This is a genomic window from Blautia parvula (assembly GCF_020215665.1).
Classification (GTDB): Bacteria; Bacillota; Clostridia; order Lachnospirales; family Lachnospiraceae; genus Blautia; species Blautia celeris.
On record NZ_CP084061.1, the window covers coordinates 1,672,117 to 1,695,605 of the forward strand.

Here is a 23,489-nt window from a genome sequence, read left to right on the forward strand (position 1 = left end):
TGTTTTACCGGCTGTGCCCATATGACTGCGTCTGTTTTATTGACATAGTTAGGATGTACGGCATTTCTAAACGCTATACGCTGTTTGTTCAGGCGTTTTTCTGTTCTTCTATTTTTTCCGCCAGGTCATTCAGATAGACCCAGCGCTCCATCTTCTCTTCCAGTTCTGCCTCCGCCTTTTCCTTCTCGGCAGTAATCTCAGACAGCTTTAATGAATTGGTGGCATTTGCCATCATATCTCTGTCCAGTTTTTCTATCTTCTCCTCCAGAGCCGCAATGTCATCGTCGATGGTATCATATTCTCTCTGTTCCTTGAACGTAAATTTCAGTTTGGCCGGACGGCTCTGCTTCCACTCTTTGGACCCTTCTTTTTTCTCCGGTATCTCCTTTTTCAGGGAAACACCGCTGTCCGTACCTGCAGACCTGTTTTTCCTGGCTTCCAGATAATCCGTGTATCCGCCCTCATACTGCTGCAGATGGCCATTGCCGTCAAATTCAAAGATCCGGTCCACCACATTGTCCAGAAAATACCTGTCATGGGACACTGTGATCACGATCCCGGAAAAAGAATTCAGATAATCCTCCAGAATGGTGAGCGTAGGGATATCCACATTGTTGGATGGCTCATCCAGAATATACACATTGGCTCCGCTTATGAGCACGGAGAGCAGGTACAGTCTTCTCTTCTCTCCGCCGGAGAGTTTACACACAGGCGTGTACTGCATATCCGGTGTAAATAAAAAGCGTTCCAGGAGCTGGGAGGCACTGATCTTTCCGTCTCTTGTCTGCACATACTCCGCAATATCCTTGATATAGTCGATCACCCGCTGGTTCGTATCCAGATCCGGTTCTTCCTGTGCCAGATAGCCGATCTTTATGGTCTCCCCGATTTCAATCTCTCCCGCGTCCGGCTGTATCAGACCTGCGATCATTCTGATCAGGGTGGATTTTCCGCAGCCATTGGGACCGATAATGCCCAGTCTCTGGTTTCTCAGCACAATGTAGTCAAAATCATCCACCAATTTGGTTTCACCATAGCTTTTGCTCACATGGTGCAGTTCGATGGTCTTTTTCCCCATCCTTGTCTCCACGGAATCCATCTCCACCGCCTGGTCCTGTACCGGAGCCTTACCGTTTTTCAAAGCTTCCAGACGTTCCAGCCTTGCCCTCTGCTTTGTACTCCTTGCTCTGCAGCCGCGCTTCGCCCACTCCAGCTCCATCCGAAGGACACTTTGCCGTTTGCGCTCAGATGCCAGTTCCATCTCCTCCCGCTCGGCCTTCAGCTCCAGGAATCTGGAATAATTGGCATCATAGCTGTACATATTTCCCCGGCTGATCTCCAGGATCCGGTTGGAGACCTTGTCCAGGAAGTAGCGGTCATGGGTCACCATGAGTACCACGCCCCTGTACTCCCGCAGGTACTCTTCCAGCCAGACGATCATCTCCTCATCCAGATGATTGGTAGGCTCGTCAAGCAGCAGAACGTCAAAATCAGAGGCCAGCACTTTAGCCATAGCCACCTTCCTTCTCTGCCCTCCTGACAACTGTGCAAGCGGTGTGTCATACTCCGCGATTCCAAGCTTCGTCAGATTGCTCTGCACCTTCCAGTCTGTCTCCGCCGACTTTCCTAGGGCATAGGAAGAGACCGTTGCATCTTGGGGAAATTCCGGGTTCTGAGGCAGATATGCAATACGCAGTCCGTTCTGTCTGACGATCTGTCCTGCATCCGGCTCCTCGATTCCCGCAACCATTCTGAGAAGTGTGGTCTTTCCTGTGCCGTTGATCCCGATGATGCCTATCTTATCACCTTCGTGGATACCGAAAGATGCATCCTCGAAGATTGTCTTTTCTCCGTATATTTTACTGATATGTTCTATATTTAATATGTTCATTTGTGACGCTCCTCTTATTCTCATTCTGACCATATTCATCATAAATGATTTTTAACAGAACGTCAACTTCTATCCGGACAGCCTTCCCTTGTTACTGTTCACGGCCCTGCAAAAGCACAGTTCTGTGATCAGTAACACGCTTCGCGATGCACACAAAATGCAATAAATTGCATTTTGGCGCTGGCTAACTCGGGATTTTGATTCGCATCGCGCAGCATCCCCTTGGGGAAAACACCTCCCGGGACATTGGCCGTGAACAGTAACCTTCCCTTATCTATGGCATACACCAGGTCCGCCGGATGCATGGTGGATTTCCTGTCAGGATGTTGAAGACTTCAGGCTGCTGTGCCCTCATATGGGTTCAGGATAGAAAGGTTTTGCATCATTTGTAAAATTATTTTGCATTTGATACCTCATATTCAGCCAGGATTTGTGCATTGCTGTAGTCAGGGTATTGATTCTGCAGTTCCACAATCCTCTCAATATATGCCTTGTCCATATCAAGCCAATGACTGATGGCTGCCGGTGTGAGTTCATTTTTCAGCAATTTGCGGATCACATGAATCTCTTCTTCCATTTTTGCTTCTTCTTTTAATTCTTCCAATGCTCTGCACATAGTAAATTCCTCCTTATCCTTTTCTGCTTTTATATCCCGGCCCAGCATGGTAAGCAGAGCTCTGCTTGCTTTCGCCGATAATTCTTCCAGTTCTTTTTCATGACTTTCTACATATCTTATCAGATCATCCTTACAGTTTCCGCATCTCAATGTTTCCAGGATCACTTTCCAATCACCCGAAAATTTATCCGGGTCTGTGTTCCTGGCATCGATCAAATGCACTTTATACCCCGGCAGATACTCCTTTAATTCTGCCGTATCATCCGGCAGCAGAATCATTTCCTCCATGCTGAGCGGTCCGTCCCAGGGACTGTCTCCATAATAAAAAACAACGCTTACTACCGGCATAAGTTTCTCTCCTTTATGAAGACCAGACAGAAACTCCGCTGATGTTTTCAAGTCTCCGGTTTTCTTATTTTCTCTCTGCCTCTTTTTCATCTGTTCCCCATATTGGACAGAATCGTATAGAAGCATACGCACCGGCATTCCATAATGCACCTCACTTTGATTTTCACAAATAAAGATCACGTACATTGTATGAAAATATGCCTGTTTCACTGTATCTCTTATCAAGGTCTTTTGATTTGATCTGCCATCCGTTTCCCAGGGAAGCTGCATGATCAATTCTCTTGGTAACTGTTCTATGTTTTCCGGCCGCAATACCTGTTTTCCTTTAAAAACAGCACCGTTTATAAAATCACAGAACACAGTAGAGTCCTCAAAATACGGCGTAATGATATTATCTTTTACTCCCATTTTTCCTCCTTATATCATTTTTAATTTCTGGAAATCGTCTGGCCGAACGGCCGGAATGGATACATATGCTGCTGGATGCAGCGATTTGATGTTTCCAGAATATCATGCGGAGAAAAAAAGAGCAAATGAACTTTCTATAAAATTTAATAAGAACAAATAAACATTATTTCTTCTGCTTATACTCCTATTATATAATGCATATTATTACATTGCAATATCTGTTTTTAATATTGCTCAAGAACAACTATATACCGGTACTCCTATAGACAACAGCACACTTTGAAGCAAAAAAACAGGAGTATCCGATTCCCAAAGACGGAACGATACCCCTGTTTCCTATGCATTATGTAATTTCTTTATACCCTTAACAAAAAAACACAGTGCCCTGATTTAGTATGCAAGAATCCTGGCCGGATTGTTTACAGTCATATTGCGGACAGCCAGGTCAGAGACCTCACCGTATTTCTTCAGAGCAGGCACACCGAACTTTGTCAGCCTGCAGTATCCCTCTCCGCCAAACTGTCTGCACATGGTCTTTACACACATGTCTGTGCCGAGTACGATCTGGCGGCTGTATCCCTGCTGGATAAGACGCACAATGCCTGCCATTTTCATCCAGTCCGGAATCGGCGCAGTTCCGAGGGCCTCCAGGCCGATGTCACCTGATAAAAATTCCACTGAAAAATTTGCACCTTTATCCAGCACACGTTTTGCCACGTCAAGATCCAGTCCCCATTTTTCCGGATAGAGGACCATTTCCTTCATGGGTCTTTTCACGGTTGTCTCCATGTGGGCGATAACAATCTTCTCAGGATTCACGCCTTCTTCCATGAGAATCTCCACGATCTCACCCGGCGTGCCGCCGAAGGCATAATCCGGATGTACGGTAATGGACATCCCCGTGTCTTTTGCCGCCTGGCCGCCGGCTCTCAGCGCTTTTTCCTCTGCCTCTGTAAAATCGTTTAGTGCAATCTTTACACAGCCCGGCCGGATCTGCGTATCCTCGATTCCGTTTTCAATCTCATCCATCAGATGGTCATAAAACTGCCGGATACTCCATCCGTCATATTTTCCATTCCAGGAAGTCTCCACATAATAACCGGCAGCGGTAATGACATGGACGCCTGTCTTCTCTGAGATCCGTCTGACTGCTTCCACATCCAGACGGATTCCGGGGACACTCAGCTCCACCATGGAATCTCCGCCGGAATCTTTATATTCCTGCACTTCCCGGGTCATGGCGGCCTCATCGTTCAGATCCATGGCATCCTGCACCAGCGGAAAGTTTCTCTTCAAAAATCCGATATTCTCCAGGGAGACCTTATCCTCGTATTTGACCGGCAGGTCCGTGGGCATGGCCGGTCTGCAGATTGCCCCCATATCTGCGCCGTTGAACATAATGTGTTCATGCATATCCGTAAATCCCAATTCTTCCGGAGCAATATCCCCGCACACGGTTGTTACTCGTTTCATAAATGTAAAACCCTCCAATCCATAAATATACGCCGGAGCGTGTCTGAAAATTGCTTTCAGCAGCCTGTACGTCACACTTTGCTGGAGATTTTCCGGCCCAAAAGCACCTTCTCTACGTCTTTCCGTTTCCCTGTCAAAGACCCCTGTACCATGGGTGGTCTGCCGCCGCCTTTTCCGCTGCAGGCCTGATTCATCTCTTTTGCAAGAGCAGTGATATCTCTTCCTGAACTGCCCAAAACATAGCGGTAGCCCGCCTTGTCACTGCCTACAAATACTCCGCAGATACCCTCAGTGATCTCCATGGCATCATTGACAAAACGACGCATGGCGGCCGGGTCCAGCTCCTCCTCAAACAGAAGCACTGCCGGTGTATCAGGTGTGACCTCTGACAAACGGCGTTTCAGATAGTGTTCCTGCAGACGTTTGATCTTCTCTTTCTGTCCGGCAATCTCTTCCTCCAGGCGGGAAACTGCCTGCACGACCTCCTCCTGTCTGGCTGAAAGTCTGACCGATATGGCTGCCACGCTCTCCTCTTTTCTGTTATAATCTTCAAGCGCCCGGAAACCACAGAGCATATTCACCCGCATGCCGCCTTTATAATGAATAGCACCGGTGATCTTGATCATTCCCACCGCTCCGGTTGTCTTTACATGGGGCGCACAGCAGGCACAGGTATCATATCCCGGAATACGGACAATGCGGACCTGACCCTCGATCTCGATCTTACTGCGGTAGGCCATGGTATCCAGCTCCTCCTCAGTGGGATACAGGACTTCTATGGGGATATCCTCTGCCACTGCCCGATTGGCTTCCCACTCGATCCTGCGCAGCTCCTCCTCGGTAAGAGGGCCGTCATAATCCATGGTCACAGCTTCATCTCCCAGATGAAATCCCACATTCCGGTAACCGAAATGCCGGTTTACGATCCCGGATACAATGTGCTCTCCCGTATGCTGCTGCATTTTGGAAAAACGCTCCTCAAAATCCAGTACCCCCGTAACAGCAGTCCCGGGCTCTGCCGGTCTGTCCGTACAATGAAGGACAATGCCATCCTGCTCTCTCACATCCAGAACGCGGATCTGCGAATCCGCCAGGCGCAGAACACCGGTATCCGCATACTGGCCTCCCCCCACCGGGAAAAAGGCGGTTCTGTCAAGAACCACCTCATAGTTTATTCCTCTATTTGTATATTCTTCCTCAGACAGCGGGCTGCAGGAAACCACCTTCGCCTGAAATTCTTTTATCATGCTGTCTCTGTAAAATAATTTTTCAGTCATGTTCAGTCTCCATACACGCGGATCAGGGCCGAAACCTTATGTACCACACTCATGCCCTCGATTATCATCATGGCATCATTGAAATTGCCTTCCCGCACCTTTGATGTCACGACCACGATCTCAGCCAGATCCCCGTCTTTATTTTTCTGTATCATCTGCGCAATACTCACGTCGTTATTGCCTAACACACTGGCGATGCTGGCCAGCACACCAGGTCTGTCATCCACCTGCAGGCGCAGGAAGAAGCGGCTGTCCATGTCATCTGCCTTCTTCACAGGCAGCTCTTTGTAACAGGTACAGCTTATCCTTCCGGTACAGCCGAACCGGATATTCCTTACAATATCAAATACATCCCCAACAATGGCACTGGCTGTGGGCATTTCTCCGGCACCTCGGCCGTAGAACATGGTATCTCCCACAGCGTCTCCTCTTACGAAGACCGCATTGAAGGAGTCATTCACAGAAGCCAGGGGATGGCTCTCGGAGATCAGCATGGGCTGTACCCGCACTTCGATTCCCGTCTCTGTGTTCCTTGCAAGTCCCAGCAGCTTGATCAGACAGCCCAGCTCTTTTGCATAGCGGATATCCTTTGCTGTGATATGAGTGATGCCCTCAGTGGTCACATCCTCAAAAGTCACCCGTGAGTTAAAAGCAATAGATGCCATAATCGCCATCTTGCGCCCTGCGTCATATCCCCTGATGTCCGCAGTCGGGTCCGCCTCCGCATAGCCAAGCTCTGTGGCAAGAGCCAGCGCCTCGGAGAACTCCATCCCCTCCTGGGTCATTTTGGTCAGGATAAAGTTGGTAGTGCCGTTTACAATGCCAATGACTTCCTCAATATGATTGCCGGCCAGACACTGCTTCAGCGGCCGGATAATGGGTATGCCCCCGGCCACTGCTGCTTCAAAAAGGAAATCACACTGGTGCTCAGCCGCACAGTCTAACAGCTCCCCGCCATTGGAGGCCACCAGATCCTTGTTTGCCGTCACCACATGCTTGCCTGCCCGCAGCGCTTCCAGAATATAAGTCCTTGCAGGCTCAAATCCACCCATGACCTCGATCACGATCTCAATGGACGGATCCTCCAGAATGGCCTTCCAGTCATTGGTCAGTATGGAAGGATCTTCCACCTTGGCAGCCGCTTTCTTCAGATTGCGGACCAGGATCTTCTCCACCTGCACCACGGCTCCGATTTTTTTCTCCATCTCTTCTCTCTGGTTTTTCAGAACTTTATATACACCGTTTCCAACGGTTCCAAGCCCCAGCAGGGCAGCTTTTATCACTTTTTCACTCATAACTATTCTTCTCCGTCCTCCGGCTCCTCCTTTTTGGGTTTCACAACCTGCTCCACCCTCTCGATAAACCCTTTTTTCATCTTGTTATTCCGTTTAAAGGCCTTGCTCCATCCACCAATCTTGTTGTAGACCCAAAAGGAATGGACCAGAACCGCATTGGCCTTACCTATCTTGTCCTTGGTGGTCTTATTATAGATCTCGCCGCCGCACTCAAACTTGGTGCCTTTGATAATCTCCGTGATCAGATCCGATTCACAGGTAATAGTGTCCGGCACCTCTGTGTATGCTTTTCCCACGCAGTCAGCCCTGTGGGCGTCACTTCCGCCCGTGCCTGTCAGATTGTACTTCTCTGCCAGCCTGGCTGCCCTTTCATTGACCTCTAAGGATTCACAGGCATTAAAGGTCTCAATAAAATCAAATTCTTTTAAAATATCAGGATTCCTCTTATAGGCCTTGGCATTCATAAAGCTCATATATTTTTCCCCGCAGGGATGAGCCGGTCCCAGGATTCCGCCATAGTTGTGTACTATGGGAATCAGCATCTGAATGGGAATCCCCCGCAGCTCCAGCAGACGAAGCTTGATGCTTTCCGGCATAATGACAATAATATGTCCTGCATCCAGCGTGTCATACTCGATTCCTTTGAGCACCACAAAATCCGAGTATTTCTGACCCTTGATATTCTTTTTCCAATGGCGGAATCCCCCATAAGAATCATGATCCGTCACGAGCATTCCGCCGAATCCCTGGTTTCTCAGCATACGGATATATTCTTCGATGCTCACTTTGCCGTCTATAGATCCTTCTTTTGTATGGCAGTGCATGTCAATTTTCACGACAAAACATCTCCTTCCCAACAGGCTGCAGATCTCAAAACAAATCTACAGCTTTAAAATTCGTCTCGCATTCTCCCCCAAAATGGCTTCTTTTTCATCCTCTTTCATATTCATTTCCCGTAAACGGGATAAAAATTCCTTCTGACCATCCCATGGACTGTCCGTGGCAAACAAAATTTTATCCACGCCGTGTTTTTGGGACAGACGTATGAACTGTTCATCCTCCATATGTCCCAGGCTGTAAGCGGTATCAAAATAAAGCCTGCTGCCTGCCAGATACTTCTCCACATCCTCCCAGCAGTTCCAGCCGCCCATGTGTGCCATTACCAGGATTCCCCCGTCTATCTGGCGAAGCACATGTTCCACACGTTTTGGTGTACAGTGTACCACTTCAGGAAGTCCCACGTCCACCCCTGCATGGGCAACGACAATGAGTCCCCGCTCTGCCGCCCGGTCCATAATACGCATGTACCTGATATCGTCAATAAATACTCTCTGATAGTCCGGATGCAGCTTGATCCCCTTCAGACCCATATCCGCGATCTGGTCCACCTCTGCCTTATAATTCTCCGTGTCCGGATGGATGCCGCCAAAGGAGAGAAACTCACCGCCGCCGCAGAACTCTTCCGGAGTGATCTCCCTTGCGTAGCGGTTAATGGACGAAAACTGCTGCGGCTTTGTCACCACCGGCAGGACTACGGATATATCCACCCCGGACTCTTCCATGGATCTTTTAAGTCCGTCCTTGGTTCCGTCAGTATATGCCGGAGAATCGGATGCTTTTGAAAGCTTTTCTATGGTCGCCCCGGCTATTTTATCCGGGAATATATGTGTATGGAAATCTATGATCATTTTGGATGCCCCGCCTATTTGCTTTCTTTCTGGATTCCGAAACGCTTCAGCAGGTTTTCAAACTGTTCACTCATGACAATAAGATTAAAGCCCTGGGGATTGACCACAACGCCTTTTGCCAGCGGAATTAATATTTTGTCCAGATTTTTAAATTCTACCACGACAGCCTTAAACTTCTTATCTTTGTTGAACTTTGCGAATTCGCCCGGGTCTGTAAAAATAGGCTGGAATACATCGCCGTTCTTGTTCTTGATATAGGGGACCTGGACATTTTCCTGGCCTTCCTCCTGCTTCTCCACTGCCACCAGAAATTTGCTCTTTACCAGATTGGCTGCCATCTCTTCTTCCAGCTCATTGATGTTCGCCTTCTCAGACATTTCCACGCCCCTTCTGAATTCCTGCATGAAATAAATGCCTGTGAGCTGGAGCTGGGGATTAAACAGCGGTCTCTGGTTCTCCGGGAGCTGGGAAAAATCCGGTCTGCGCACGATCTCCTCCAGGTCAAATTCCGTGGTCTTATCCTTTTCCACAAAAACCACCTCATTGACACCCAGTGTAAAAAGTGTGGAATAAAAATTCAGGAAACTTTTGTTCTCCACCTTGATGGAGGCCACAGGATTTTTCTGCTCCATATACGGTTTTGCCTTTTCCTCCAAATCCTTGCTTTCCTCAAAGACCCACACCTGATCATTATATGTCTCCGGATCGCAGATGATAAAAGGATTGTTGGTTCCTCTGGAAAAAAGCACGTAAAAGGCTTCCATCTGCTGAATTTTCTTAATTGTCTCCATTCTTACTTTGTCCATTGTTCTATGTTCTCCTGTTGTATATTTTTTTTAACGGCAGAGATCTGCCAGCTTTTTCTTCTTTTAGTATACACCCAAATCCCGTTCTTGTCCTCAAAAATTTGCATTCTGTGCTATGGCAGGAAATTTACAAATTACTGTTCACACGCCACTGTCCCGCGAGGTGTTTTCAGGCCGAAGGCATGAAAATCCCGAGACAGCCAGCGCGATATGGAGCAGAATGCTCCATATCTGTGCATCGCGAAGCGGGTTGCTGGGCACGCAGGGAACAGTAACCTCAAAACTCCAGCACCTGTCCGGTCTCCGGCAGGATACAGGAATCTCCAAATGCCGCTGCCATCATGCCTGCTGCCCTTTTTCCCGTACAGTGGACCGGCATGAGCACCGGGATGTTCATCTTCTGCAGGCTCTCAATCGTCCCTGTGATCTGTTTTTCCCCTGCCCTGCCAAGATGCATACCTGCAAATACACTGTAAACAGGTATATCCGGCAAGGCTTCCTCTGCCCGCAGAATGCAGTTGACCACACCTCTGTGGCTGCAGCCCATGAACAGGCACAGTCCTTTTTTTGTGCTCACGGCCAGTATCTGTTCATCTTCCATCTCATCTGCCCGCCAGCAAAGCCCTCCGTCTTTTTTGTCCCGGATCCAGAAGCCGGCAGGCCGCTTTTCAAAATCCGTGCGGTACGGGATCTTCCCGATCAGCCAGAAGCCTGGGGCAATCTCTTCCAGGTCTTTGGTATAGCGGACATGGGCCATCCAGTCAGCGTGGCTGTCCGGAATGCCGATGAAGCGCTTGTCTTCTTCCATACCGCTGTATTTCTTTTCAAAGGCGCTTTTTTGTATGTACACAGGAGGCATCCCGCGGCTGCCATCCAGATATTCCATGCCTCCGCAGTGGTCATAATGGCCGTGGCTCAGTATGATACCGTTCAGTTTTGTCAGGTCCACACCCAGGGTCTCCGCATTTTTTAAAAACACATCGCTCTGCCCTGTATCCATCAGAAACCTTCTGTCATTCTCCTCGATCAGAACAGACAGCCCGTGTTCTGCAAAAAGCCCCTGTCTGTAAACTGTATTTTCATTCAATATCGTTATCTTCATCTGCTGCTTCCTCTACTGCAGGGAAGGCATGGGGAAGGTCTGAAATCCGTATTCCGCTTCCCCGTTGTCCCATTTCACTTTTACACTGTAGATAAATCCCGGTTCTGCCTGCAGGACACTGCCCTCTTCCCCCGCAGAGACCGCCACGGATTCCCCCTCAGGTTCTGTCCCTGACTCCCCTGCCTGTCCCTGCATGGAAGAGTCGTACCGGGTCACCGTGATCTCTTCCGGTTCTTTTGAAAACACAAGTTTTACTTCCGTATGCTCCTGTATCTTTATCTCCTCATACTGGCTCCACTGCAGAATGGAAGGTGCGTCTGTGGTTTCACTGACCGTCTCACCGTCCTCATTTTCATATTCCCAGCGGTAGCCGCCGACAGTGTTTACTGCTGCTGTGACATTTGCCTGAGGCTGGCTGTACTCCAGATTCAAAAAAGGCAGGGAGGAGGCTTCTTCCTGGAAACTGAACTGCTTCAGAAGTTCACCGTATTGTTCCAGCAGCTCCCGGTTCTCTTTTTCCATCCTTATGATTTTGGTGATACCCGGATACTGACCCGGATAGGACATGGTCATAGCGCCGTTGCCGTAGATTTTTACCACGTCGCCGTTTTCAAGCTCCCACGATTCCAGCTCATCTCCCCGTTCATCCAGAACAGCACCCTCCGGAAGAGGGCCTGTAAAAGGGGTTCCGTTTCTGGTATCTACGAACAGATAGTTTCCCACCGTCTCACCGGTCCCGTCCCGCAAAAACAGGGCTTCCAAAGCCGCAGCTTCTGCCTCCCTGTCCCTTTTTTCCTTTCCAAACCAGAAAACCGAAACAGCCGCAGCAGCGGCCAGCACACCTGTTACTGCAATTATAATCAATGTCTTTTTTTTCATGGCGATTTCCTTTCCTGTTTCTATTCCATATTATACCCTAAGTTTCCGTTTATTCCAATGACAGATATAACCATAAAACAATAAAAACACAAAAGCTGCCGCTCCTTCTCTGCCGGAGCCTGCAGCCTTTGTGCTTTTCTTTTCACAAGTCAGATATTCTTTTATTGATAAGCAAATCCGCCGTTGTGGGTGACCTTTGCTTCATAGAGCGCTTCATCTGCCGCCTTTGCCAGGGAAAGATAGGTATCCCCGTGTCCGGCGATCACAGCGCCTGCTGACAGGGTGATGGACGGCATATTGCGGCGTTTTGCCTCTTTGCCGATGGTGTTGTTGATATCCTCCATGATCCGTCTGGCAACCGAATAATCGGAGGTGTTGGCAATAAAGATTGCGAACTCATCGCCGTGAAGACGGGAAGCCAGATCCACGGTCCTGATTCGTCCGATGATCATCTGTGCGGTCAGTTTGATCACCTCATCCCCCACACTGTGTCCGTAGTTATCATTGATGCTTTTAAAATGGTCTCCGTCTATCATGACCAGAATACCTCTCTCCTCTTCCTCCATATCATCCAGGGCTGAGGTGATTTCTTTGCGGAAGGACTTGAAATTCATCATTCCGGTCAGGTCATCCACTGCCGCAGCCTTCTGGGCCGCGCTCAGGGCGATTTCAAGTCTTCTCTGTGTCTGTCCAAGCTCCACATAGGCATCTCTCAGCTCCCGGTTCTTTATTCCCTTGCTGACACGTCCTATGACGTAGATGAGCAGAAGCTCCGTCAAAAGCAGAGGAATCAGCCATACCGTCATGGTGGCCTTCACAATGGACATGGCAGGCACCAATACAAGAAAGTTAAAATCCTGCTCCCTGTGCAGGTATCCGAACTGTGACCTGCCGTTCAGGTTCAGACGGACCGTCTCTTCTTTTTTATCAAGAAGCTTCTCCATCCCGTTCCCCAAATCCTGCCTGAAAGCATAGAATGCCTCTGCTGCTTCCTTCTTATCTTTGGCCTTTGCCAGTTCCTCCGGGGCACCGGATGCGGCATCCTCCATCTCTTTTTTGGCAGCCTCCACACTGTCTGCTGTTTCATCCAAAGACGCGTACAGGCTGCCTCCCAGATACTTTTCTTCCGTGCTTCCTATAACGGTTCCGCTGCCGTCGAATATCATTACCTGTTCCTTCTCATAGCGGTCGAGTCCGGATACCAGATTCTGGATATCCCCCATTTTGATATCATAGGCAAAGACAGTCTCCCCGTCAGGCTGAAGCTGTGAGATCGTAGTCAGAATGTAATGGTTTGCGTAGCTCATATAAGGGGGTGTGAATACAATCTCTCCTTTTCCCTCCACAGCAGCTTTGTACCATGGACGCTCAGTTGCAACATACCCGGTTTCCTCGTACTGGGAATATGGCGTGTCCCAGCTATAGAGATAGCGGCCTTTGTAATACATATAAAGTCCGTCAAAAGTGTCTCCCTCAATCTCCAGCATTTTAGAATCCATGCTTTTTAAATAATCCCAGATGGAGTCAGGCTCGGGATGGTTTCCGATCTCCTGGGTCATCATCTCTGCAAACAGCCGGAAGGAGTGCTTGTAATTCTCCATGATCTCATGGAAAGCCGTTCCCGTGTCACCTGCATGTTCTGCCAGATTTCCGTCAATTGCTCTTATCTCCCCTCTGCCGATCAGACAGACTGCCAGTATGTTGACCGCAAGAAAGACGGCTGCCATAACCGCCGTCTTTTTCCGGCCCTCCAGTTTTTTCCGCTGCATAAACGTATTCCCCCCAGGTATGTAGTCTTCCATTACACCTTTATATCCTTTTTACTTTTCCTGCATTTTATGTAATTATATCATATAACAAAGGAAGAGGTAAAGGTGAAGCGTTGTCCCGTTCTGTTCTTTTTTGTATATTTTTGTCATGTAACTGTGAGATATATACAAAAACAGCGGAAGGTGTATTTTCCTTCCGCTGTACCGGTTCCTATACTATTTCATTACTTCCTCATAGAGATTCCTGCCCTGGGAATCAATGACTACGATCACAGGGAAATTCTCCACCTCAAGCCGGCGGATAGCCTCTGTTCCCAGATTGTCATAAGCGATGACCTCTGCTTTCTTGATACATTTGGAGAGCAGAGCTCCTGCCCCGCCCACGGCTGCGAAGAACACAGCTCCGTTTCTGACAATGGCATCTGTCACCTCTTTTTTCCTCTTTCCCTTGCCGATCATTCCGGTAAGGCCCAGGTCGAGAAGCCTGGGCGCGTATTTGTCCATACGGCTGGCCGTGGTCGGTCCCGCGGAACCGATGGGACGTCCCTCCCTGGCAGGTGTGGGGCCCATGTAATAGATCACATTGCCTTCCATCTCAATGGGAAGCTTTTCCCCTCTGTCCAGTGTCTGGTCCATGCGGAGATGGGCCGCATCCCTTGCTGTATAAATAGTTCCCGTAATATACACATAATCGCCTGCCTGGAGTGTCTTCACTTCTTCCCTGTCAAGCGGCGCTTTCAAATATCTATCCATAGCGTAACCTCCTTACTCTCATCAGATTCTGATCAGATTGTCCTCACAATATGCCGATTTACATGACAGCAGATGTTCACTGCCACAGGCAGGCCCGCAATATGGGTGGCATATGTATTGATATTCACGGCAAGGGCAGTGGTGTCTCCGCCCAGACCTGCAGGTCCCAGACCGATACCATTGATCTTTGCCAGCAGTTCCTCCTCCAGCGCTTTGATATGCTCCAGCTCTGAATGGGTTCCCACCTCTCTTGTGAGGGCTTTCTTTGCCAGAATGGCCGCTTTTTCAAAGGTGCCGCCAATGCCCACACCCACAACTACAGGCGGACATGCGTTTGGCCCGGCTTCCCGCACAGCGTTTATAATGGCGTCCTTTACACCCTCCACGCCGTCCGCCGGTTTCAGCATATAGATCTTGCTCATGTTCTCGCTTCCGAAGCCCTTAGGTGCCACCGTGATCTCCACCTGATCACCGGGGACCAGCTCATAATGGATGATAGCAGGGGTGTTGTCCTTTGTGTTCACACGGATGAGAGGATCCCCCACAACGGATTTCCGAAGATATCCTTCCTCATACCCTCTGCGCACACCTTCATTTACAGCCTCTTCCACACTGCCGCCCTCAAAATGCACATCCTGTCCGATCTTCAGAAAAACCACCGCCATGCCTGTATCCTGACAGATGGGGATCATATCTTTTCCCGCAATATCCAGATTCTCCAGAAGCTGTCCCAGAATCTGTTTTGCCAGCGGTTTTGTCTCCCGCTCACAGGCATTCTTCATTGCCCTGTCCATATCCGGGGCAAGATAGTGGTTGGCCTGAATGCACATCTCTTTGATGTTATCTGTTAAAAGTTCAACGTTTACACTACGAACCATGCCTTTTTCCTCCAAATCTTATTTCTTCCCTGCTCAGCTTAACTGCCGCTTCACGTCAATGCGGTTAAAGTCTGACAAATCCTCAGACCTGTGCTTACCGATCAGTCCCACCAGCATATAATAGCCGGTTCTGGGATCAATGGGATAGTCTTTTACCAGGGTGAAATCCTCTATTTTTCCTGTGCTGGATACATGCATACGCGGCCCCAGACACTCCAGGACCATCTCGCCGATCTGCACGTGGTTCTCATCATAGTAGGATACAGATAAATCCTGCTTCACTGCATCCTTCACCTTTTTCTCCAGCTCATATAAATCCACATCCGGCTTTTCCTCAAACTCCAGCACGAATCCGTGGCGCACATCCGAGCGCGGGCCGTCCTGGGCAAAGCCGTCTCCCATATAGTACACGCACAGATCCTCCAGGGTATGGGCCATCTTCCTGTATTTTACGGATTTGTGCACAATATTCGCTATATTCTCCGGCAGAGGGCCGAACATGTTCGGTCTGGTGATGATGATCTCCTCGCCAATGCCTACAAGCAGATCCGCATTTCTGTGCAGCATGGGGTAGATCAGATCAAAGTGTTCCACAATGACCTGTTTCCCGTGATTGGCGGCATCCAGAATGGTGTCCGCCAGCACATGCATCTGGGTAAATGCGGATTCAAAGCGGATATCCAGATGATAAGTATGCGGGGAGAACGGGTCCGTCAGGTCCTCATGCAGCAGGGGCAGGGGCCTGATATTCACGCCCTCATCGTCATTGGTCAGGTCAATACCGGGAAACATACCTTTTATGAGCAGGCTCTTTCCCGCTCCGGCATCTCCTATGATTCCTATAATATGGTCAAAAGGGCTCAAATACATCTGACTGAGCTGCATCCCCAGATCCGCCATACGACGGTTTCCTCTGGGCGCAAAATAAAAGCTGTACAGGTTTCCTTCCTGCATCTGTTTTGAATATGCCATAGACTGTTCCTTCCCAAAATGCTGAAATAGCCGGACAATCCTGCAGGCAGAAGCCCGCAGAACCGTCTGGCATAGTCATTCATTTTCATTTAATTTGCTTTTTTCGCATTTCTAAGGGCAATGATCCTCTGCATTTCATTGTAGACGATCATGTATCCTTCGTCAACACCCATACCCGGTTTTGCCAGGATCTGGTCCGGTTTGGTAGCCATTGCGCAGTTTACGCAGACCTGTGCGGAACGGTCTGTCTCGTTGCAGGTACCTCCCTGATAAGCGCCGAAGCCTTTTTCCTTGCAGTAAAGAACAGCTTCCACAATGTTGTTGATGCCGCCCAGGTCAGGTGTTTTGATCTGAGCCATATGGCCTGCTTTGTTGTCTGCAAAGTATTTTACATCTTCCAGAGTGTTGCACCATTCGTCGGCAACCAGCTCCACGTCAATGCCTCTTCTGTCTACTTCTTCTCTTAATCCCTTTAAGCAGAGCATCTGTTTTTCTCTCTCCTCTGCGTCCATAGGTCCTTCGATCCTCAAGTGGAAAGGTTTTGCGGCCTCCTCAAGCTCTGCCAGATAATCTGCCATTGCGGTGTAGTTGTCCACGCCGAAGATAGCGCCGATGGTGCCGTATACGTCAATGTGGAATACAGGCATGTAATTCTCGTCATTGCGCAGTTTCAGCACACGGTCACTTAACCATTTTACATACTCTTTCAAAAGCTCACCGTGCTCGCCCAGTTTTGTCTTTACGTTATTGATGAGGGCATGAGGCATAACTGCCGCTCCCTTTAAGATCATCTTGTCAGAGTTGTCATATCTGTTGTCACCGGACTGGGTAAAGATGGGAATCGGCTCCTCGGAAACGGTTGTGCCGTACTCATCTGCCACTACCTCACACATCAGTCTCTTGGAGGATTTTGCAACAGCATCCAGAATTGCCTGGCTTACACCGTAGCGAATGGCTGTGTGCAGTCTCTTACCGTCAACCTGCAGGTTTTCCAGCATTGCACACAGGTCTTTAAAGCTGTCTGCCTCTCTGCCTACCAGTTCCGGTTTGATATATTTTTCAATGATCGGAATAAAGTCCTCTGCTAAGAACAGCGGGTCTCTTCCGCCTGCGCCGGAATACTGAACAGCCGCGCAGTCTCCCCATGCGATCTGTCCGTCTTCCAGGATCAGCATAACGGAGATGGCTTCTCCTGCCTGTCTTACGGATTTGAACCCCGGTGTCACAGTCTCGCCAAAGTACGCGGAACCGTCTGCTACAGCACCTTTTTTGATCGCTCTCTGGTCATCAAAGAAAAAACCTGTTCTTGCTTTGGAACAAACAACGTCTACAATTTTCATGATACACTTCTCCTATTATTGTGATTTTCTGTAACCGCCCGGAATGTCCGGGCAGTTCTGATTTTCTATATTCCGGGTTATGCTGTGATTTTATTTTGGTTTACCAACCAGTCTGCCTTTGCTGATGGCATATACGTCATCAATGACCATCTGGAAGGATGCTTTTCTCTTCTCCATTTTCGCTCTGTGCTCAATCTTGCCCTGGTTAAAGTCTTTAAGCTCTCTTGGCAACGGCACGTTGGCTACGTTCAGGTAACGCACAGCGCCTTCAAAGTCACGGGCCGGAAGCATCTTGCCTGCATTGTATTTGCTGGGTGCAAACGGAATATCCAGGACACCTGCCTTCACTGCGCGGATGGCGCCCAGTGCCAGATCTCCCATGCCAAGCTCAAAGCATTTGTCCACGATCGCACAGGTCTCACCTTTGATGATGGCTTTTTCAAGCTCTAAGGCAGAGCTTTTCAGTTCCTGGTCTGCCAAAAGGGAGATAGCCTGTTTGGTACAGCGCAGTCCCTGTGCATTGGCTTCCATGGTAGGAACGCCCATAGCTTCATGAGGTGTCTTTACGATCACCTTTGTAGCTTTTGCCAGGGCCGCCACAGAGCTTCCCCAGGAGATAACCGCAAATGCTTTGGACTCATCCTGCGGGAAACCGCCCATCCACTGATGGAGCACGGAGGTAACGGTCACGTCCTCATAGCCGTATTTTTCCAGATATTCCTCTGTCAGCTCCTCTAAAACTCTGAGGGCTGCAACGTCCTGAACCAGGTTACCGCACTGGCCATAGCCTACTGTCACGTTCTTTACACCCTGTTCTGCCGCCAGCATGGCCTCAATGATAGCCACTGCGTTGGACATGGAGGGCGGAACCAGTGTTCCGGTCAGAGGGCCGTATGGCTCACGGTTGATGGAAACACCTGCTTCCTCGTAGATGCCTGTCAGACGGTCAACATACATCCAGTCATAAATCGTTCTCTCCAGGGGCACATCTTTGGCATAGGGAATATTATAAGAAATACCGCCTCCCTCATAGCTTGTGAAGCCGCCTGCATAACAGATCTCTGTCAGCAGTCTGGCATCCGGTGTGCCGTGGCGTACCTGTACCGGGGTATCCAGATTCTCGATAATAGAACGGCAGCCGAATACGCCATGGTTTACAGCCGGAAAACCGTTCAGCATGGATTTCTGTGTGTGGATAGATTCTTTGATCCCCACCTCAGCCTCTTCGTAGCGGTTCTGACGGGTATAGGAATCAATGGTGGTGGGCAGTAAATCTGCCTCGCCCTTGTCCTGCAGATACTGCAGCAGTTTGATATGCTCGTCAATCAGTGCCACACCGGCTCTTGGCTGGATCAGCGTTTTTCTCTCTTTTTTGGCATTTGCCAGTTTCCGTGAAAAGCTCTTGCTCTCCGGCATCGCTTTATGGTAATCTATGGCCTCCTCGAAGTTTACTTCTTTTCCGGTAGGCCACTGTTCCATAACCTCTTTCCGTATTCCATAGAACTCATCATCAGATAATTTCTTATTCCTTATGTCCATAATAAGCAATCTCCTTCTTCATGATTTCCAGGGCAGCCTGGGGGTACTGTTTTGATAGCAGTCCCATGGCAGCCAGGATATACTTTCTATCCACTAAGATTTCCGCTTTTTCCGGCCTTAATGAGGCAGGACTGCTTTCATCAAATAGTGCATACTTTGCAATTTCTTCTGTGTGTTTTGCATGGATCAATGCGCCCCCCGTAACTACCACGTATTTTACGCGGCGCAGATCCTTTCCGCTCTGTACAAAGGTCAGCCCGCTGGGGGTATAGACCTGTTCCAGAGAACCGGCATGGCGGGCAACCGCGGTTTCAACGGCTGCACATGCCAGTGCATAATCCATCTTTTCCATCTCTTCGCTGTCAGGAATGTAATCTGTGTGGTGTTCCAGATAGTCCACAAGCTCGTTTACCTTGTTCCGGGCAAGTCCCGCGATCTTGGCAAGCTTTCTGTCTCCTGCTGCTTCCATGATGCCCCTGACGCTGTACCGCATCCCTATGTCACCCTCCACGGTCCGCTTGGTGTAAGGCTCCTGCAGTCCCTTGATAACGGTCATAGTGTTGGCCGGGCTTCCTTCTGCCACAGAATATACGTCCGTGGTGGCCCCGCCCAGATCCACGCCCACCAGTTCTCCGATCCCGGGAATCTCGTCCCAGCCGTCTGAGAGAAGTTCCATGGCTGTCAGCATGGCTGACGGTGTGGGCATGATAATGCCGGACATCAGATCCATGGCCTGGGTCAGTCCCTTTCCCTGCACAATGCGGTTCAGGAAGATCTCCCGTATCTGCTTCTGCGTGGGTTCAATGTTCAGCTCGCCCAGCCTCGGCATCACGTTCTCACAGATGTAAGTGGTCCTACCGGCCAGGATCTCCTGGCAGTCATCCGCACAGCAGCGGTTGCCTGCAATGACCACAGGACAGTCATAGCTGAGTCCTGCCAGCATCTTTGCATTGTACAGGATGCAGTCTGTATTTCCGCCGTCCGTTCCCCCTGTAAGCAGGATAATATCCGGATGGTATTCCTCAATCTCCTTCATGTCGCCTTTTGTGAGCTGGAAGGAGTAGGTCTTCCATACCTTTGCGCCTGCACCCAGAGATGCCTCCCTGGAAGCCTGGGCTGTGAGCTCGGGAACCAGTCCGCAGGAAATCATTTTCAGTCCGCCGGCTGCGCTGGAACAGGCGTACGTCTCACCGAATTCCAGATGGCCTGTGGTCTTCTCCAGAATCTGTATGGCATCATGAAGACCATTGTTGATATCTGTCTCTACTGTTGTATATGCCGCCGCCGTTCCCAGAATCTCGCAATTCTCCACGTCAACAGCTGTCGCTTTGGTGTTGGTACTTCCAAAGTCCACCAAAAGAACTGGTTTCATTTTCCATCGCCCCTTTTATTCTGCTGCCTGCTGGTCTTCTTCCGGGATTCCCAGGTCCTCATAAAGCGCTGCAATGGTTGTCTCCGGTGCAGTGCCCGGCCCGAATACACGGTCAAAGCCCATGGCTTTGAAGCGTCTCTCCACCTCGTCAAAGGGCTGTTTTCCCACTACGATATTGCCGCCCACATAGAGAAGGATGCCTTTTAATCCGGCCTCATCACATTTGTCGCGAAGACCTCTGCAGTCCAGCTCTCCGTGTCCGTAGAGAGAGGAAACCATAATGCCGTCAGCATTGGTCTCGATGGCTGCTGAAATATACTCTTCCTGGGAAACCATAACCCCCAGATTGATCACCTCAAACCCTGCACCCGTAAATGCATGTTCCAGAATACTGATGCCTACCGCATGCACATCGGCTCCGATAACACCGATGACTAATTTTTTCTTATCCACTGTAAACCGCTCCCTTCCAGTTATATAGTATTTTTAATGGTATCCAAAAGTGTGCCGTCGCGGTACAGGACTTTCGCAACGACCCTGTCTCCCCGTTCTACGGCCTTCGGTACGCCCGCAATCTCTTCTGCGATCTTCTTTAATTCTTTGATATCTTTTACCGGAAGTCCGGCTTTTTCTAATTTCTCCCTCAGTTCCTTCTGGGCCGGATTGACTGCAATGCCCCTCTGCGTTACGATCACATCCACGGTGCTGCCCGGTGTGGATTTACAGAGCACCTGGTCCACGATAAGGGGAAGTCTTGCCCTTATCAGGGGAGCCACCACGATCGCCAGCTTGGCGCCTGCCGCTGTATCGCAGTGTCCGCCGGAGCCGCCCATAATGTAACCATTGGAGTCTGTATGTACATTTACATTAAAGTCCGTGTCCACCTGGGTAGCTCCCAGGATCACCACATCCAGGCTGTCTACCGCGGCACTTTTCGCTGCCGGAGAAGCATAGCGCATAGCGGATATCTCCTGATGCTTTGGATTCTCACGGATGGATTCGATAGCTTTTAAATCAAAGCACTGCACATCCAGAATGGTTTCAAAATACCCTTTGTTCGCCATATCGACCAGATATCCGGTGATCCCGCCCATGCAGAAGCTGCCTTTGATATGGTCTTTTTCCATCATCTCCTCCACGTATTTGGCAACAGCCAGGGATGCACCGCCGGCTCCTGTCTGGAAGGAGAATCCGTCTTTTAAGTATCCGGAGTTCTTTACCACCTGCGCGGCCAGTCCTGCGATGCGCAGTCCCACCGGGTCACGGGTGATCTTAGTTGTTCCGGAGACAATCTTTGTGGGGTCGCCGATCTGCTCCACTTCCACCACATAGTCGATATATCCTTCCGCAATAGAGGTATCTTTCAGTGGGTAGGGCACCAGATTGTCAGTCAGAACCACCACCTTGTCCGCATGCATGGCATCAGAGAAGGCATAGCCCAGGGAACCGCAGGCAGACGGTCCGTACTTGCCGCTGCAGTTTCCCATATTGTCCGCACAGGGTGCGGCGATGAACGCAATGTCAATCTTGGAGGAACCGTTCTCCATGTCCCCGGCCCTTCCGCCGTGGCTTCTGAAGATCACGGGCTTTTCCAGGATTCCCCGGGAGATGGCTTTTCCCACCTTGCCGCCCATGTAGTTGCACTCCAGGCCAGTGACAACACCGCTTTCGATGTGTCCGATAATGGGTTCATGGATATCAAATATGGAACTTGCGTTCACGGTCAGATTCTTGATTCCCATCTCGGCAGCCTGGGCGAGCACCATGTTCAGCACATAGTCCCCGTTTCTCATATGATGATGGAAGGAAATCGTCATTCCATCCTTCAAACCTGTCTTTTCAATGGCTTCTTTTAATGAACCGAGTAATTTACTCATACTGCGCACCTCCATAAATGGCTTTCTCCATTTCCAGCACCTGGGAGGCGCGTTTTACTATGGGGGCATCTATCATTTTGCCGCGGAGGGAGATCACGCCCTTGCCCTGACGCTTGCCCTCTTCAATGGCATCCATCACATCGTGGGCATAGGCGATCTCCGCCTCTGTGGGTGAAAATACGGCATTGACTATGTCCACATGGCGCGGTGAGATGACTGCCTTGCCGGCAAATCCCAGGCTCTTGGCAAACTCTGTGTCTTTTTCAAGGCCCTCCATATCCTCCACATCCGTGAACGGTGTATCGTATGCTTCGATGCCGCAGGCCCTGGCTGCACACACCAGCCTGGTTCTGGCATAGAAAATCTCATTTCCCTCTTTTGTCCGTTTACAGTGCAGGTCAGCGGTAAAATCCTCACCGCCTAAAAACAGGCCGATCACTCTGGCATCCGCAGTCGCGATCTCAAAAGCCTTCTCCACACCCATAGCAGTTTCAATGAGCGGAAGGATCTTAACAGTTCCCTCCTCTATTCCTGCTGCCCGTTCCACCTCTGCCATACAGGCAGATACTTCCCGGATCATGGCACCGCCGTTTACTTTTGTGGGCATGATCACATCCGGTTTCAGGGGAATGACAGCTCTCAAATCCTCTTTCCAGAACGCGGTGTCTGTGGGATTGATCCGCACCACAGTCTCACAGCCCGGATAGGACTGGTAGCGAAGGGCGTTTCTCACCAGTATTCTGGCTGCGTCCTTTTCATCCGGAGATACCGCATCCTCCAGATCAAAGATGATGGTATCAGCTCCCAGGGTGTCACCGTTAATCAGCATGTTCGGCGTATTTCCCGGCAAAAACAACATGGTTCGTCTCATGGCTGTTCAACTCCCCCTCTTTTTAATGCGGTCTCCATACGCGCACGGATCACACAGTCCAATGCGCCTTTGTCCTTGATAAAAACTTTCCCTGTAGACACTTCAAATTCTTTCAGTGTGTCCAGTACAGCGGCCCGAATGGAATCCATATACTGGTTGGCTACTACAGAGTCAATTTCCAGGATCAGCTCTTTGTCATCCGGTTCGATCTGAATGAACAAATCACTGGATTCCAGGGTTCCTGCTACTGCATTCTTGAGAATCTTCACAGGTTTTCTCCTTTCTGCATTACATATTCTTTTCTTTCTTTCCTCCGCGCAAAAATCCGTCGACTC

The 23,489-nt window shown here is 49.6% G+C and carries 21 protein-coding genes and 1 pseudogene; all 22 read right to left on the reverse strand.

Features of this window, described 5'->3' with window-relative positions; translation table 11 throughout:
* Window positions 1-88: 88 nt before the first annotated feature.
* Window positions 89-1,891, reverse strand: coding sequence for an ABC-F family ATP-binding cassette domain-containing protein (locus LC508_RS07835; protein ID WP_103732471.1), 1,803 nt, complete (start codon window positions 1,889-1,891; stop codon window positions 89-91).
* A 394-nt stretch (window positions 1,892-2,285) separates the two neighbouring features.
* Window positions 2,286-3,263 carry an Rpn family recombination-promoting nuclease/putative transposase gene (locus LC508_RS07840; protein ID WP_103733273.1) on the reverse strand — a complete coding sequence of 326 codons (978 nt, stop codon included), beginning with the start codon at window positions 3,261-3,263 and terminating at the stop codon, window positions 2,286-2,288.
* A gap of 390 nt (window positions 3,264-3,653) precedes the next feature.
* Window positions 3,654-4,718, reverse strand: a complete 1,065-nt coding sequence (locus LC508_RS07845) for a phosphotriesterase family protein (RefSeq protein ID WP_353964000.1) — start codon at window positions 4,716-4,718, stop codon at window positions 3,654-3,656.
* Window positions 4,669-4,800 (reverse strand): annotated as a pseudogene (locus LC508_RS28725) (hypothetical protein); the annotation flags it as partial. The pseudogene LC508_RS28725 and the gene LC508_RS07845, both read right to left, overlap by 50 nt.
* 7 nt (window positions 4,801-4,807) lie before the next feature.
* Window positions 4,808-6,013: a serine-tRNA(Ala) deacylase AlaX gene (locus tag LC508_RS07850; protein ID WP_054352860.1), complete on the reverse strand. Its 1,206-nt coding sequence runs from the start codon at window positions 6,011-6,013 to the stop codon at window positions 4,808-4,810.
* A 2-nt stretch (window positions 6,014-6,015) separates the two neighbouring features.
* Window positions 6,016-7,308: a homoserine dehydrogenase gene (locus LC508_RS07855; RefSeq protein WP_033142751.1), complete on the reverse strand. Its 1,293-nt coding sequence runs from the start codon at window positions 7,306-7,308 to the stop codon at window positions 6,016-6,018.
* Between the two features lie 2 nt (window positions 7,309-7,310).
* The gene (locus tag LC508_RS07860) at window positions 7,311-8,144 is read right to left on the reverse strand and encodes a PHP-associated domain-containing protein (RefSeq protein WP_033142750.1); all 834 of its coding nucleotides are present in this window, start codon (window positions 8,142-8,144) and stop codon (window positions 7,311-7,313) included.
* A 45-nt stretch (window positions 8,145-8,189) separates the two neighbouring features.
* Window positions 8,190-8,996, reverse strand: a complete 807-nt coding sequence (locus LC508_RS07865) for an amidohydrolase family protein (protein WP_054352859.1) — start codon at window positions 8,994-8,996, stop codon at window positions 8,190-8,192.
* Window positions 8,997-9,010: 14 nt separating this feature from the next.
* Window positions 9,011-9,802 carry an SseB family protein gene (locus tag LC508_RS07870; RefSeq protein ID WP_103732714.1) on the reverse strand — a complete coding sequence of 264 codons (792 nt, stop codon included), beginning with the start codon at window positions 9,800-9,802 and terminating at the stop codon, window positions 9,011-9,013.
* A 277-nt stretch (window positions 9,803-10,079) separates the two neighbouring features.
* Window positions 10,080-10,904: an MBL fold metallo-hydrolase gene (locus LC508_RS07875; protein WP_103731750.1), complete on the reverse strand. Its 825-nt coding sequence runs from the start codon at window positions 10,902-10,904 to the stop codon at window positions 10,080-10,082.
* Window positions 10,905-10,916: 12 nt separating this feature from the next.
* Complete coding sequence (locus tag LC508_RS07880; RefSeq protein ID WP_103731749.1) at window positions 10,917-11,783, reverse strand: hypothetical protein; 867 nt, start codon at window positions 11,781-11,783, stop codon at window positions 10,917-10,919.
* 161 nt (window positions 11,784-11,944) lie between these two features.
* A complete protein-coding gene (locus tag LC508_RS07885) occupies window positions 11,945-13,552 on the reverse strand; it encodes a sensor domain-containing diguanylate cyclase (RefSeq protein ID WP_225305344.1) in 1,608 nt (535 codons plus the stop codon).
* Between the two features lie 216 nt (window positions 13,553-13,768).
* The gene (locus tag LC508_RS07890) at window positions 13,769-14,305 is read right to left on the reverse strand and encodes a Fe-S-containing hydro-lyase (RefSeq protein WP_054352855.1); all 537 of its coding nucleotides are present in this window, start codon (window positions 14,303-14,305) and stop codon (window positions 13,769-13,771) included.
* Window positions 14,306-14,337: 32 nt separating this feature from the next.
* Window positions 14,338-15,183, reverse strand: a complete 846-nt coding sequence (locus LC508_RS07895) for a fumarate hydratase (RefSeq protein WP_033142745.1) — start codon at window positions 15,181-15,183, stop codon at window positions 14,338-14,340.
* Between the two features lie 33 nt (window positions 15,184-15,216).
* Window positions 15,217-16,155 carry an alanine-tRNA synthetase second additional domain-containing protein gene (locus LC508_RS07900; protein ID WP_033142744.1) on the reverse strand — a complete coding sequence of 313 codons (939 nt, stop codon included), beginning with the start codon at window positions 16,153-16,155 and terminating at the stop codon, window positions 15,217-15,219.
* An 89-nt stretch (window positions 16,156-16,244) separates the two neighbouring features.
* A complete protein-coding gene (locus LC508_RS07905; RefSeq protein ID WP_033142743.1) occupies window positions 16,245-17,495 on the reverse strand; it encodes a methylaspartate ammonia-lyase in 1,251 nt (416 codons plus the stop codon).
* Window positions 17,496-17,585: 90 nt separating this feature from the next.
* A complete protein-coding gene (locus LC508_RS07910; protein WP_033142742.1) occupies window positions 17,586-19,034 on the reverse strand; it encodes a methylaspartate mutase subunit E in 1,449 nt (482 codons plus the stop codon).
* Entirely contained in the window at window positions 19,018-20,406 is a 1,389-nt protein-coding gene (gene glmL / locus LC508_RS07915; protein ID WP_033142741.1) for a methylaspartate mutase accessory protein GlmL, read from the reverse strand. The genes LC508_RS07910 and glmL overlap by 17 nt, the downstream gene beginning before the upstream one ends.
* A 15-nt stretch (window positions 20,407-20,421) precedes the next feature.
* Window positions 20,422-20,859, reverse strand: a complete 438-nt coding sequence (glmS, locus tag LC508_RS07920) for a methylaspartate mutase subunit S (RefSeq protein ID WP_018594830.1) — start codon at window positions 20,857-20,859, stop codon at window positions 20,422-20,424.
* Window positions 20,860-20,879: 20 nt separating this feature from the next.
* Window positions 20,880-22,283: a citrate lyase subunit alpha gene (gene citF, locus LC508_RS07925; RefSeq protein ID WP_033142740.1), complete on the reverse strand. Its 1,404-nt coding sequence runs from the start codon at window positions 22,281-22,283 to the stop codon at window positions 20,880-20,882.
* A complete protein-coding gene (locus LC508_RS07930; protein ID WP_033142739.1) occupies window positions 22,276-23,154 on the reverse strand; it encodes an HpcH/HpaI aldolase/citrate lyase family protein in 879 nt (292 codons plus the stop codon). The genes citF and LC508_RS07930 overlap by 8 nt, the downstream gene beginning before the upstream one ends.
* A complete protein-coding gene (citD, locus tag LC508_RS07935; RefSeq protein ID WP_033142738.1) occupies window positions 23,151-23,423 on the reverse strand; it encodes a citrate lyase acyl carrier protein in 273 nt (90 codons plus the stop codon). The genes LC508_RS07930 and citD overlap by 4 nt, the downstream gene beginning before the upstream one ends.
* Window positions 23,424-23,489 lie beyond the last annotated feature (66 nt).